This window comes from Streptomyces sp. AM6-12 (genome assembly GCF_044327085.1).
Taxonomy (GTDB): domain Bacteria; phylum Actinomycetota; class Actinomycetes; order Streptomycetales; family Streptomycetaceae; genus Streptomyces.
This window is the reverse complement of record NZ_JBIQWN010000001.1, coordinates 4,055,022-4,068,291: the sequence shown is the minus strand read 5'-3', so window position 1 is coordinate 4,068,291 and position 13,270 is coordinate 4,055,022. Positions and strand designations below refer to the sequence as shown.

Annotated in this window: 12 protein-coding genes and 1 tRNA gene; 4 read left to right on the top strand and 9 right to left on the bottom strand. The window is 71.2% G+C overall.

The annotated features are described in order from the left end of the window. Positions 1–80: 80 nt before the first annotated feature. Together ACE4Q9_RS18450 and ACE4Q9_RS18445 are read left to right on the top strand one after the other, a co-directional pair. On the top strand, positions 81–1,193 hold the full coding sequence (locus ACE4Q9_RS18450) for a nitrous oxide reductase family maturation protein NosD (protein WP_397985314.1): 1,113 nt from the start codon (positions 81–83) through the stop codon (positions 1,191–1,193). 57 nt (positions 1,194–1,250) lie between these two features. Then, a complete protein-coding gene (locus ACE4Q9_RS18445) occupies positions 1,251–2,315 on the top strand; it encodes a methyltransferase (protein ID WP_397985313.1) in 1,065 nt (354 codons plus the stop codon). Positions 2,316–2,402: 87 nt separating this feature from the next. Here ACE4Q9_RS18445 and ACE4Q9_RS18440 read toward each other — a convergent pair whose 3' ends face one another. The 7 genes from ACE4Q9_RS18440 to ACE4Q9_RS18410 form a co-directional block, all read right to left on the bottom strand. After that, positions 2,403–2,726, bottom strand: a complete 324-nt coding sequence (locus tag ACE4Q9_RS18440) for a TcmI family type II polyketide cyclase (RefSeq protein ID WP_397985312.1) — start codon at positions 2,724–2,726, stop codon at positions 2,403–2,405. A gap of 27 nt (positions 2,727–2,753) precedes the next feature. Continuing rightward, positions 2,754–3,233 (bottom strand): SRPBCC family protein, encoded by a 480-nt coding sequence (locus tag ACE4Q9_RS18435; protein ID WP_397985311.1) that lies wholly within the window; start codon positions 3,231–3,233, stop codon positions 2,754–2,756. A 1-nt stretch (position 3,234) separates the two neighbouring features. Continuing rightward, entirely contained in the window at positions 3,235–3,489 is a 255-nt protein-coding gene (locus ACE4Q9_RS18430) for an acyl carrier protein (RefSeq protein WP_397985310.1), read from the bottom strand. A gap of 19 nt (positions 3,490–3,508) precedes the next feature. Beyond that, positions 3,509–4,753: a ketosynthase chain-length factor gene (locus tag ACE4Q9_RS18425; protein WP_397985309.1), complete on the bottom strand. Its 1,245-nt coding sequence runs from the start codon at positions 4,751–4,753 to the stop codon at positions 3,509–3,511. A gap of 7 nt (positions 4,754–4,760) precedes the next feature. Next, entirely contained in the window at positions 4,761–6,020 is a 1,260-nt protein-coding gene (locus ACE4Q9_RS18420) for a beta-ketoacyl-[acyl-carrier-protein] synthase family protein (protein ID WP_397985308.1), read from the bottom strand. After that, complete coding sequence (locus tag ACE4Q9_RS18415; protein ID WP_397985307.1) at positions 6,017–6,499, bottom strand: cupin domain-containing protein; 483 nt, start codon at positions 6,497–6,499, stop codon at positions 6,017–6,019. The genes ACE4Q9_RS18420 and ACE4Q9_RS18415 overlap by 4 nt, the downstream gene beginning before the upstream one ends. 118 nt (positions 6,500–6,617) lie before the next feature. Then, positions 6,618–7,706: a SchA/CurD-like domain-containing protein gene (locus ACE4Q9_RS18410; RefSeq protein ID WP_397985306.1), complete on the bottom strand. Its 1,089-nt coding sequence runs from the start codon at positions 7,704–7,706 to the stop codon at positions 6,618–6,620. Positions 7,707–7,916: 210 nt separating this feature from the next. Between ACE4Q9_RS18410 and ACE4Q9_RS18405 the strand changes: the two genes are divergently transcribed. Next, positions 7,917–9,557, top strand: coding sequence for an FAD-dependent oxidoreductase (locus tag ACE4Q9_RS18405; RefSeq protein WP_397985305.1), 1,641 nt, complete (start codon positions 7,917–7,919; stop codon positions 9,555–9,557). Between the two features lie 74 nt (positions 9,558–9,631). Here ACE4Q9_RS18405 and ACE4Q9_RS18400 read toward each other — a convergent pair whose 3' ends face one another. Together ACE4Q9_RS18400 and ACE4Q9_RS18395 are read right to left on the bottom strand one after the other, a co-directional pair. Then, entirely contained in the window at positions 9,632–11,212 is a 1,581-nt protein-coding gene (locus ACE4Q9_RS18400) for a PE-PGRS family protein (protein WP_397985304.1), read from the bottom strand. A gap of 504 nt (positions 11,213–11,716) precedes the next feature. After that, a tRNA-Thr gene (locus tag ACE4Q9_RS18395) sits at positions 11,717–11,793 on the bottom strand. Between the two features lie 218 nt (positions 11,794–12,011). On the opposite strand from ACE4Q9_RS18395, the gene ACE4Q9_RS18390 reads away from it, so the two are divergent. Continuing rightward, complete coding sequence (locus ACE4Q9_RS18390; protein ID WP_397985303.1) at positions 12,012–13,148, top strand: ABC transporter ATP-binding protein; 1,137 nt, start codon at positions 12,012–12,014, stop codon at positions 13,146–13,148. Positions 13,149–13,270 lie beyond the last annotated feature (122 nt).

Here is a 13,270-nt window from a genome sequence, read left to right as displayed (position 1 = left end):
GTATGCGTCGACTCGCGCGGACACGCCGCCGATTGGCCTATCCGCACATCTACGGATTATTCGGTCATAACGTACCCAGTATGAAGAGATGTCACCTCGCTTACGCCGCGAGTGCCGTCGCGGCCCTCGTCGGTACGGGAATCGGACCGGGCGCCGCCCCCGCGGCAGCCCTCCACCAGACCCTCGTGGTCCACCAGGGTGAATCGATCCAGCAGGCCGTGAACCGCGCGCGGCCCGGCGACACCGTGCTCGTGCTCCCCGGCACCTACAAGGAGAGCGTCACCATCAGCACGCCTCGCGTCACCCTGCGCGGGACGGGCGCGCGCACCGTGATCGAGCCCGCCGCGAAGACGACGGCCGGCCCGGCGCCGAGCAAGGTCACCAAGGACACCAAGGCCACCAAGAGCTGCGCCGAGGGCGGCAACGGCATCTGCGTGATCGGCACCAAGACGACGAACGTCGAGGGCGTCACCGTCGCCGACCTGAAGGTGACCGGCTTCGCCCGCGCCGGGGTGTTCGGCATGGCGACCGACACCATGACCGTGCACGGCGTCCAGGCCGTGCGGAACTCCGTGTGGGGCATCGCCCAGGAGCGGTCCGTGCACGGGCGCATCACCGGCAACTACGCGCAGGGCAACGGAGACGCGGGCGTCTTCCTCGCCAACACCATCACCGAGGAGGCCGGCGCCCTCGACACCCGGCGGACGGTGATCGACCACAACCGGCTGGAGGACAACCGCATCGGCGTCACGGTGCGGCGGCTGCGCAACCTCTCGGTGGCCGAGAACCACATCGAGGGCAACTGCGCGGGCGTCTTCGTCGTGGGCGACGAGAACAAGCCCAAGGCCGGTGACCTGGAGGTCGCCTACAACGACGTCACCGAGAACAACAAGTACTGCCCCAAGACCGACCGGCTGCCCGCCATCCAGGGCTCCGGCATCGTGCTGACCGGCGCCGAAAAGACCGTGGTGGACGGCAACCGGGTCACCGGCAACTCGGGCAAGTCCCCGCTGTCCGGCGGCATCGTGCTGTTCAAGAGCTTCGTCGGCGTCACCAACGACCAGAACCGCGTCAGCGGCAACGCGCTGGCCGGCAACGCCCCCGCGGACCTGGTGAACACCGAGACCAAGGGCATCGGCAACACCTTCGACCACAACGCCTGCCGGGTCTCCAAGCCCGCCGGCCTGTGCTGACCGCCCGACCCCGCCCCCGCTGGACCGACGCACGCCGAGAACGAAGGAAGGCGGCAGATGACCACCGCTGAGACGGCACCGCCGAACCGGGCCACCGCCGAGGCCCCGACCGCCCCGCCCCCGCCCATGCGGCTGCGCGAACTCGCTTTCGGGGCGGCCCTGTCCGCCGCCGTACGGGCCGCCGCCCGCCTCGGCGTGCCCGACGCGCTCGGGGACACCCCGCAGAGCGCCGAGGCCCTCGCGGCCAGGGTGGGGGCCGAACCCGGCCCGCTGCGCCGCATGCTGCGGGCCCTGACCTGCTACGGCGTCTTCACCGAGCGGCCCGACGGCACCTTCGCGCACACCGACATGTCCCGGCTGCTGCGCGAGGACGACCCGAACAGCCTGCGCGCCATCGCGCTGTGGTGCACCGAACCGTGGACCTGGGCCGCCTGGCCCAAGCTGGACGAGGCGGTGCGCAGCGGCCGCAACGTGGTGGAGGGCCTGTTCGGCAAGGAGTTCTTCACCTACCTGAACGAGGACGCGCCGGAATCCGCGGACGTCTTCAACCGGGCGATGACCCGTTCCAGCGAGCAGTCGGCGCGGGAGGTCGCGGCCCTGCTCGACCTGTCGGGCGCCGCGTCCGTCGCCGACCTCGGTGGCGGCCAGGGCCATGTGGTGGCCTGCCTGCTGGACAAGTACCCGCAGATGCACGGCAGTCTGCTGGACCTGCCCCGCGTGGTGGAGAACGCGCTGCCGCGGCTGCGCGAGGGCGGCGACCTGGCCGGCCGCGCGCAGATCGTGCCGGGCGACATCCGCGAGGCCATCCCGGTCAAGGCGGACGTCTACGTCATCAAGAACATCCTGGAGTGGGACGACGAGAGCACGGCCCGGTTGCTGCACAACGTCGTCCAGGCGGGCGGCCCCGGCACCCGCGTGATCGTCATCGAGAACCTGGTCGACGACACCCCGTCGATGCGGTTCAGCACCGCGATGGACCTGCTGCTGCTCCTCAACGTCGGCGGGGCCAAGCACACCACCGACAGCATGGTGCGCCGGCTCACCGCGGCGGGGCTCGACGTGGACGGCGCCCGGCCGGTGAACCCGTACCTGCACGCCTTCGAGTGCCGTGTGAGGGCGTGACCGCGAGGCCGTATCCGGACCGTCGGTCGCCGGGCCCGTCGCACCACGGGCCCGGCGACCGACGTCCGTCCGGATCGAACGCGCGTATCAGGAGCGCTCCCAGACGTAGAAGCGGCGCGCCATCGCGTCCTTGGGAGAGCGCCAGGTCTCCGGGTCGTACGCGCTGACGTATGCCGTCAGCCGTTCGCTGACGTCCCGGAACTCGGGGTGTTCGGTGACCTTGGCGATGGCCGGGCCCGGTTCGCGCTCGGACTCGATGAGGTGCATGTACACATCGCCGAACTGGAAGAGGCTGCGCCGGGTGACGCCCACGAGGTGGGGCAGCTCCCCCCGGTCGGACTCCTCGAAGATCTTCGCGATGTCGGGGGCGGAGCCCGGAGCCATCCGGGCGACGATCAGGGCCTGGTGCACGGTACTTCCCTTCGGGTGCGATGGCGCTCAGTCGGCGAGCGCCGGGGCGGTCCGGTGTCCGGCGGCGGCCTTCTCGATCTTGTCGCGGATCAGGGCCATCTGGACCTTCGAGTTCTTGTTGATGTTGTCGGTCATCCAGTCGTCGTCGACCGGGGCCTCCGGCTTCATCGCGAAGTCCTGCGTCCACACCATGCGGGTGCCGGCCGGGACCTCCTCGTAGGCCCAGTGGATGTCCATGTGGGCGAAGGGCCCGGTCTCCACCCGGCGGGCCCGGACGGTGCGGGTGGCGCGGTCGGGCTCGCGCTCGGAGACCCAGCTCCAGACGGTGCCGTTCTCGTCCGGGTGCATGGTGAGCCGGAAGGTGGTCTTCTCGCCCTCCCGCTTGAGCACCTCGACGGCCGCGTACTCGCTGAACAGCTGGGGCCAGCGCTCCAGGTCGTTGGTCATGTCCCAGACCAGGTCGAGCGGGGCCGCGATGGTGATCTCGTTCTGGGTGTGTCCTGCCATGTCAGGCTCCTGCCATCAGCGTGTTGTTGACGAGGTTGAGGAACTGCTGGGGGGTCTTGCAGCGCTCGGCGTCCACCGGCATCGGGGTGCCGTGCTCGTTCTCCAGCTCGCCGACGATGCCGAGCAGGCCGAGCGAGTCGACGCCGAGGACGTCGAAGCCGGTGTCCGGCCTCTCGTTGAGCTGCTCCGGGCTGACCGTGACCCCGGCCGCCTTCTTCATGAGGGCTGCGAGTTCTTCGACGGTGATCTTGGACATTGCTCTCCTCCTTTGCTGTTCACCGCGCGCTGGGGTGCCGCAGCACCAGCGCCGAGTTCGACCCCATGAGGCCGCGGCTGAGGACCAGCGCGGTACGCGGCTGGGCGACGCGCGCGCGGCCGGTGACGAGGTCGAGGTCGTGGCAGACGTCGTGGACGTTCGGGGTCGGCGGGATCAGTCCGTGCTCCATCGCGAGGACGGCCGCCGCGGTGTCCAGGACGGGGGCCGCGCAGTAGCCGCGCCCGGTGCCGGTCTTGGGCGCGGTGACCGGCACCCGGCCGCCGTGCGCGCCGAGGGCGTCGGCGATGGCCAGCGCCTCGGCCCGGTCGGCCGCCGGCACCCCGAGGGCGTCGGCGAAGACGACGTCGACCTCCTCGGGCGCGCACTCGGCCTCGGCCAGCGCCTGCCGGATGGCCTGGGCGAGGCCCGCGCGGGACTCCTCCCAGCGGGAGGCGCCGGTGAAGGTGGCCGCGTGCCCGGCGACGAAGGCCCGGATGTCGGCGCCGCGGGCGCGGGCGGCCCCGGCGGCCTCCACCACGAGCATCGCGCCGCCCTCGGCGGGCACGAAACCGCACGCGTCCTTCGTGAACGGCCGGTAGGCGCGCTCCGGTTCGCTCGCCCGGCTCAGCTCCGCGTAGCCGAGCTGGCAGACCATCGAGTACGGCGCGAGCGGGGCCTCGGTGGAGCCGGCCACGATCGCGTCGGTGCCGCGCCGCACCGCACGGGCCGCGTGCGCGAGGGCGTCCAGACCGCCGGCCTCGTCGGAGGCGACGACCGAGCAGGGGCCCTTGAAGCCGCGGCGGATGGAGACCTGGCCGGTGCTCGCGGCGTAGAACCAGGCGATGGACTGGTACGGCCCCACGAACCGGCTGCCCTTGCCCCACAGCCGCTGCAACTCGCGCTGGCCGAACTCGCCGCCGCCGGAGCCCGCGGCGGTGACCACGCCGATGGAGTACGGCGACTGGTCGGTGTCGGCCTGGCCGAGCCGGGCGTCGGTGAGCGCGAAGTCGGCCGCGGCCATGGCGTAGTGGGTGAAGCGGTCGGTCTGGACGAGGAAGCGCTCCTCGATGGTGTCCGCCGCGTCGAAGGCGCGGACCTCGCCGGCCACCTTCAGCGGCAGGCGCTCACAGCCCTCGCGGGTCACCCGGTCCAGGACGCTCAGTCCCTCGTGGGTGGCCTTCCAGAAGGTGTCGGTGCTGATGCCGTTGGGCGCGACCACGCCGATGCCGGTGACGGCCGCACGCCGGTCCTGGGGTTCGCTCATCTCGTCCTCACTCCCTCGGCCGGGTCAGGATCACCGCGGACTGGAAGCCGCCGAACCCGCTGCCCACGGAGAGCACGCTGGTCAGCTTCCGCTCGCGGGCCGTACGCGGCACGTAGTCGAGGTCGCACTCGGGGTCGGGGGTCTCGTAGTTCGCGGTCGGCGGTACGGCCTGCTTGGCCAGTGCCAGCACGCAGGCGACCAGTTCGATGGCGCCGATCGCCCCGAGGGAGTGGCCCACCATGGACTTGATGGAGCTCATCGGGGTGTCGTAGGCGTGCTGCCCGAGCGCCCGCTTGACGGCCGCCGTCTCGTGGCGGTCGTTCTGCCGGGTGCCGGAGCCGTGCGCGTTGACGTAGTCGATCGCCGTGGGGTCGAGCCGGGCCTGGTCGAGGGCGGTCGAGATGGCCCGCGCCATCTCCAGGCCCTCCTTGGTCAGACCGGTCATGTGGTAGGCGTTGCCGAAGGTCGCGTAGCCGCCCAGCTCGCAGTAGACGTGCGCCCCGCGGGCCCGTGCGTGCTCCAGCTCCTCCAGGACGAGCACCGCGCCGCCCTCGCCCATGACGAAGCCGTCACGGTTGTTGTCGAAGGGCTTGGAGGCGTGCGCGGGGTCGTCGTTGTTCGGTGACGTGGCCTTGATCGCGTCGAAGCACGCCATGGTGATGGGGGATATGGGCGAGTCCGACGCACCGGCTATGCAGATGTCGGCCCGCCCCTCCTGGACGGTGTGGAAGGCGTATCCGACGGCGTCCAGGCCCGAGGTGCAGCCGGTGGAGACGGTCTGCACCGGACCCTGGGCGCCGAAACGTTCCGCCACCGCGGAGGCCGCCGTCGCCGGGGTGAAGGCCCGGTGCAGCTGCGGCTGGGCCCGCTCGGGGTCCACGTCCCAGCGCTCGCCGCCATGGCTGACCAGCACGTAGTCGTGCTCCAGACGGGTGGTGCCGCCGACCGCGGTGCCCACCGACACCGCGATCCGCCAGGGGTCCTCCCGCGCCAGGTCCAGGCCCGAGTCGCGGACCGCCTCGTCGCCCGCGACCAGGGCGAACTGGATGTAGCGGTCCGCCCGTTCCACCTGCTCGGTGTCCAGGCCGTGCGCCGCCGGGTCGAAGTCGCACTCGGCGGCGATCCGCGAACGCAGCTGGGAGGGGTCGAAGAAGGTGATGCCCCGCGTCGCGGTCCGGCCGTTCGCGAGCAGATCCCAGAACGCGGGGGTGCCGATGCCGCCCGGAGCGACGATGCCTATGCCGGTGACCGCCACGCGCCGGTTCATGACCGGACCCCTCCGCCGTCGGCGCCCGCCCCGGCCGGCTCGGCACCCCGCTCGGCCCCCGGCTCGGTCAGCACCGCGGCCGCGCCGATCACCGACGTCTCCTCGGTGTCGACGTGCCCGAGCTGTGGACGCGGCGCCAGCGGGCCGAGGTGGAAGACCATCCGCGCCTCCACGTCGCCGACGTTGCGGAACCGGTGGCGCATGTCGATGGGGATCATCAGCCCCTGCTCCGGGCGCAGCACGTGCGGCTCGCCGTCCAGGTCGACCTCCAGCTCACCGCAGACGACGTAGACGAACTCCTCGGAGTAGGGGTGGTAGTGCTCACCGATGCGGTCGCCGGGCTGCACGATGGCCACACCCATGAAGCCGCTGGTGGATCCGACCGTGGCCGGGGTGAGCATGGCGCGCAGATCACCGCCGCGCCGCGTGTTGGGCTCGACCTCGCTGAGGTCCACGATTCTGGGACGGGGTTTGATCACGACGTTCCTCCGGTGGATGTGATCGGGCTTCCGGGTGTGGCGTGGGGAGCGGGTGTGGGGCCTGGGGGCCGGTGTGGCGTGGGAAGCGGGGTGGGGCCTGGGGAGCGGGTGGGGCCGCTCAGACGGCCGGTGAACGGCGGTCGGTGATCAGCTCCATCCGGGCGGCCTCACCGGCCAGCAGCTCGCGCACCTCGGCGGCCAGCGCGGCATCGCCGGGCAGCGGGTCCACGTCCGCGCCCTCGGCGGCGAGGTCCACCAGCCGCACCACGACGTCCTCGCGCTCGAAGACCGTGCTGCGCAGCACCTGGCTCGACGGGTCGTCGGCGGCCGCCGAGTCCGCCTTGGCGAGCAGCTCCGCGAGCTTCATCCCGCGGCCCGCCCTGGCCGGGTAGTACAGGGCCCGCCGGGTGCCCTCGGGCCGGTCGTCCGCCATCACGTGGTGCACGGCGGGCAGCGCCGCACGGGTGAAGAACAGCCGGGCCGACTCCTGGTCGTTCAGGTCCCGGTCCTGCTCCAGATAGGGGTTGATGGCCTCCTCGACGGCCCGCACCTCGGGCGAGCGCGACACGTGCCGCAGCGCCGCCAGCAGGTCGCCGCGCACCTCGATGGCGCGCACCACCCGGTTGCCGTGCATGAACAGCGAGGTGCGCAGCAGCCGCGTGGAGTCGTCCACCCGCGGCTCGGGCGCCGCGTAGTCGGCGAGCAGCTTGGCGACCTTGTCCTCGGTGCCGGGCTTCACGGTGAAGGTCAGCGCGTGCCGGATCACTCCATCGCCGATGCGCACCTCGGTCTGGAGCCGGCCGCGGGCGGGCGCGTCCGTCTCGTAGGCGCGGCCGGTCTCGCGGACGATGTGGAAGCGCAGCGAGCGGGTGTTGCGCACGCAGGAGTGCAGCGGCTCCACCATCCGCACGTGCTCCTCGCTGTTCACCCAGGTGAGGAACGGCGGGGCGCTCTCCCACTCGCTGGTGATGAGCCATTGGGATGGATTCTCGATGGACTGGCAGAGTTGGTCGCTGACATGGCCGGGCACCGACGCAACCTGGTTGCAGAGCTGCTCGTACGCCTCCAGGAACTGCTGCTGCGCGCCGTCGTAGACGTCGACCAGCAGGACGACCCGGAGCCTCGAGCCGTCGAACACGGACTGGGAGACACGCTTCGACGCGTCGCGCGCCGGTACTTCTGACAGGCGTTCAGAGGTGGTGGTCATGGTGCGGGCATCTCCTTGGCGGGGGATCTCGGGTGCGCCGGTCACCGCCGTGACGCGACGTCAGCGCTTCTTGATCCTGTGCCGATGCCGGTAAGCCCGCGACTCGTAGGAACCACGTGGGTGATCCCGTGCGCAAATGGCCCCAACAACGGTGATACCGGGCAAGAGACTCACAGGCGCCTTGTACGCACCCCTGCCTCTGGAGGCTCGATGCATCACACAGCCGACCACCGGGTTCCCGTCCTCATCGTGGGCGGTTCACTGGTGGGCCTGTCCACGTCCCTGTTCCTCGGCCGCCTCGGCGTGCGCCACCTGCTCGTGGAGCGGCACTCCGGGACCTCGCACCACCCGCGCGGACGCGGCAACAACGTGCGCACGATGGAACTCTTCCGGGTGGCCGGCATCGAGCCGGACATCAAGGCGGCGGCCTCCCTGCTCGCCGACAACCACGGCATCCTCCAGACCCCGACCCTGGTCGGCGACGCCGGCGAGTGGCTGTTCAAGGAGATCGACCCCGGCGGCGGCCTGCGGAGGTTCAGCCCCACCTCCTGGTGCCTGTGCAGCCAGAACGACCTGGAACCCGTCCTGGTGGACAGCGCCCGCGAACTCGGCGGCGACCTGCGCTACCACCACGAGATGGAGTCCTTCGAACAGGACGCCGACGGAGTGACCGCCGTCGTCCGCGACCGCTCCACCGAGGAGCGCTACACCGTCCGGGCGGACTACCTCGTCGCCGCCGACGGCCCCCGCAGCCCCGTCCGCCGCGCCCTCGGCATCGGCCAGAGCGGCCCCGGCGAGCTGTTCGCCAACGTCAGCGTCACCTTCCGCTCCACCCGGCTGGCCGACGTGGTGGGCGAGCGCCGCTTCATCTGCTGCTACCTCACCCACCCGGACGCCGACGGCGCCCTGCTCCCCGTCGACAACAAGGAGCGCTGGGTCTTCCACGCCCCCTGGCACCCCGAACACGGCGAGCTGCTGGAGGAGTTCACCGAGGAGCGGCTCCAGCGGCACATCGCCGCCGCGGTCGGCGTGCCGGACCTCGATGTGCGGATCACCGGAATGGCGTCCTGGCGCGCCGCCGAACGGGTCGCCGACTGCTACGCGCGGGGCCGGGTCTTCCTCGCGGGCGACTCCGCCCACGAGATGTCCCCGACCGGCGCGTTCGGCTCCAACACCGGCATCCAGGACGCCCACAACCTCGCCTGGAAGCTCGCCGCCGTCCTCGACGGCTGGGCCGGCCCCGCGCTCCTGGACAGCTATGGCGCCGAGCGCCGCCCGGTCGCCGTCGCCACCAGCGCCCGCGCCTCCGCCCGCTCCGTCGAGCACAGCCACCCCGGTTTCGCCCCGGCCCCCGGCGTCGGCGGCGCCAAGCGCGGCGGCATCCTCAACGTCGTCCTCGGCTACCACTACCCCGCGGGCGCCGCCGTCGGCACCGACCCCGAGGCGCCGGTCGTCCCGGACGCCCTCTCCCTCACCGGCCGCCCCGGCACCCGCGCCCCCCACCTGTGGCTGCGCCAGGCCGCCCGCCGCCTGTCCACCCTCGACCTGTACGAGCGCTCCATGGTGCTGCTCACCGACGCCCCGGACGACGCGGGCTGGTACGACGCCGCCCGGCGCGTCGCCGCCCTGGACGGGGTACGGCTCGACGCCTACCGGATCGGCCCCGGCGGCGACGCCGACCTGATGTACGACACCGAGGGCGACGACTGGGCCGCGCTGCACGGCGTCGGCACCGACGGCGCGGTCCTCGTCCGCCCGGACGGCTTCGTCGCCTGGCGCGCCGAAAGCGCCTCCCCCGACCCCGAGGCCACCCTCCGCGAGGCCCTGAACGCCGTACTACACAGGCGCTGACCTGCTGACCCACCCCGGCAACCCCACAGGGCCGCCCAACCGGGCGGCCCTGTGCCATGCGCTGCCGTCTGGGGTCACGGGCGGGCCCGTGGTCCGACCAACTGCTCGTAGAGAGCACGGCGTTGCGGAGAGGCCTCTTCGGTTTCGGCGAGTGCCTGGTCCCAGTCCCGTTTGATCTCGTCCAGGTAGGCCCGCCAGTCGCCGCTGGGGTGGGATGAGCCCATTTCCCTGAGGTCGACCAGGCGTTCGTTCTTGCCGAGACCACCGGAGCCGACCTTGTCCCGTTTGTGGCCGTGCAGGACCGACTCCGGGTTGGACGTGGCCTCGGTGGAGCGGAAGTCGTGCTCGTAGCCGACCGGGCTGTCCGCGTGTGGCGCGATGGTTTCGATACCGATCTGGAGGGAGCCGTCCTTCTCCATGGTCGGACGGTGGTAGACCAGCAGGACGTGACCGTAGGAGCCGTTCGGCAGCACCATGTCGCCGTTCCAGTCCTTGGAGCCGAGTCCGCCGCCGGAGATGTCCTGGCCCCACAGTTTCGGGCTGGCGGCGCCGACGGCGACCTTGTTCGTGAGGGAGGCCAGGACGCCGCCCTTTTCCTTGAACTTGCCGGGTTTGCCGTCCTTGTTGGGGCCGATGGAGGTGCGGTGGGTGGCGAAGCCCCGTTCGGACACGCCCTGGGCGGTCTCCCCCTTGGTGTCGTCTTTGGACACGCCGAGGAAGTGCGGTAGCGAATAGGCGGGCTCGTCCTTCGAACTCAGCGCCGGGATACGTATGTTGACACGACCGCCATGGGCCAGGGCACGGACGACGTCCTGCTCGTAATCGGCCGTGTGCCGGCCCTCCGCCGGGCTGTAGAGCTGAAGCCCGTGACGCAGGACGAGGAGGATCCTGGTGAGCATCTCGCGGCCCTGGGCGTCCTTCTTGACGTAGTCGGGGGCCGTCCTGCCCTTGCCCAGCACAGTGCCCTCCGCCGGGATGGCACCGCTGTGCCGACGCTCGGGCGCCATGCCCTCCGGGTGCAGCGTGTCGACGGCCGTGTCACGGATCTGCCGGTCGCGCTCCTGCTCCAGCACCTGCCGCTCCTCCGGCGCGGTGCCGGGCGCCTGGGTGCGCATGAACCGGCCGAGCGTGTAGGCCGGGTCCGTCGGCGTGCGGACCGCCGGGTCCCGCAGGATCGGGTGGTTCTTCCGGATGGCCAGCGTCGCGGTCAGCACGCGCTTGCCGGCGGCCAGTTTCAACCAGTCGCCGAACGGCCCCTCGGCGTATTTCTCGGCCTCGTCGTACGTGCCGATCCCCACCTCCTTCAGCCACTGCGGATCGGTCCCGGAGAGCTGCCTGATGTCGGCCAGGTCCTGCTCGTTGAACACCTCGCCCCGCATCACCCGCCGGTCCAGGGTCCTGCGCAGCCGGGCGGGCCCCTCGACCATCCATTGCTCGGGCCACCATGTGCCGGGCGCGAAGACGTTCCGCTTGGCCGTCGCCTGGACCGTGTGCTGCTCGATCGACTGGCTGAGACGGGCGATGATCGCCTTGCCCTCCGGCACCGCCTCCTGCGCCGGACCGGCTGCCTCGGCGGCGAGCGGCTCGGCCGTGTCCGTCGCTTCCGTGCGCTGGACCGCCGTCACCGCGAGCCGGGCACCGCCCGAGCGTCCCACGGCCTCATCGCGCCGACGCCCGTCTCTCTCCTGCTCGCGGCGCATCATCCTCAGCACCGCTTCGTTTCCGACGGTGGCCTGTAAGCCCATCAACCCGCTTGGCGCAGGCGCACGCTCACTTCGTTCCCGGACACCCGACGCAGCGGTGCGCTTCCTGTCGTGAGACTTCACCGGCACCCCTTGACACGAGACCCGAGACCCTTGAGGTCGACGGTAGATCCACCGGCGTCCCCTCCGAAACCCCTCTTTGACCATGAAACCTGTGCCCCAGGGCCGACTCCGGGGGGTGTCGATGGCGACCTCATCCCCTTGGCGCTGTCGCCGCGGACACACCGGCCGGCCTCCGGCATGGCGCAAGACCAGCACGCAGCAATGCCACACGGAGGCGGACCGGTTCCTGCGTGCATACGCCGCCGACGCGGCCGCAGGTCGGCACCATCGCCGGGCTCTGCACGGCCGAGGACGTGAAAGTCCAGGTCTGAAGCCGTCCGACCTGGACCTCGGTGGAGCCCCCTGTCGGATTCGAACCGACGACCTTCGCTTTACAAGAGCGGCGCTCTGACCAGCTGAGCTAAGGAGGCGGGTCGCGCGTGCTGCGCGGGTGTGCCTGTGCAGTGTACCCACGTCACCTGGTGGGCCCGTCGAAAATTTCCGCGAAGTTCACCGGCGTCCATGTACTGACAGACCGCGCGACCGCCGGGTACGGTCTCGGAGCGGTTCACTCGCGTGGACCGCGCAACCACCTTCCTACAACGGATCGTCCGGCACGTTCCTGCCGGTAGAAGGGGGCCCATTCACCATGGCCACTGTCACGTTCGACCAGGCGACCCGGATCTATCCGGGCTCCACCAAGCCCGCCGTCGACAAGCTCGACATCGCGATCGAGGACGGCGAGTTCCTCGTCCTGGTCGGCCCGTCCGGCTGCGGCAAGTCCACCTCGCTGCGGATGCTCGCGGGTCTGGAGGACGTCAACGCCGGCGCCATCCGCATCGGTGACCGCGACGTCACCCACCTGCCGCCCAAGGACCGGGACATCGCCATGGTGTTCCAGAACTACGCGCTCTACCCGCACATGACCGTCGCTGACAACATGGGCTTCGCGCTCAAGATCGCCGGCGTCAACAAGGCGGAGATCCGGCAGAAGGTCGAGGAGGCCGCGAAGATCCTCGACCTCACCGAGTACCTCGACCGCAAGCCGAAGGCGCTGTCCGGCGGTCAGCGCCAGCGGGTCGCGATGGGCCGCGCGATCGTGCGCGAGCCCCAGGTCTTCCTCATGGACGAGCCGCTGTCCAACCTGGACGCCAAGCTCCGCGTCTCCACCCGCACCCAGATCGCCTCGCTCCAGCGCCGGCTCGGCATCACCACCGTCTACGTCACCCACGACCAGGTCGAGGCCATGACGATGGGCGACCGCGTGGCGGTCCTCAAGGACGGTCTGCTCCAGCAGATCGACACCCCGCGCAACATGTACGACAAGCCCGCCAACCTCTTCGTCGCCGGCTTCATCGGCTCCCCCGCCATGAACCTGGTCGAGGTCCCGATCACCGACGGCGGCGTGAAGTTCGGCAACAGCGTGGTGCCCGTCAACCGCGAGGCCCTCAAGGCCGCCACCGACAAGGGTGACCGCACGGTGACCGTGGGCGTGCGCCCCGAGCACTTCGACGTCGTGGAGCACGGCGGCGGCGCGGCGGCCTCCCTCACCAAGGACGCCGCCGACGCCCCGGCCGGCCTCGCCGTCTCGGTGAACGTCGTCGAGGAGCTGGGCGCCGACGGCTACGTGTACGGCAGCGCCGACATCGACGGCGACCTGAAGGAGCTGGTCGTGCGCGTGAACGGCCGCCAGGTGCCGGAGAAGGGCGCCACCCTGCACGTCGTCCCGCGCCCAGGCGAGACGCACGTGTTCTCCACGTCCACCGGCGAGCGGCTGTCCGACTGAGCCCGCCCCGGCACCGTCCCGCCAGAGGGCCCCGCGGTACTCCGCGGGGCCCTCTTCGCATGATCGTTACGGGTCCGGGCGTCAACTCGTTACCCAGAAAACCGCCCTTTCTCATCCCCCGT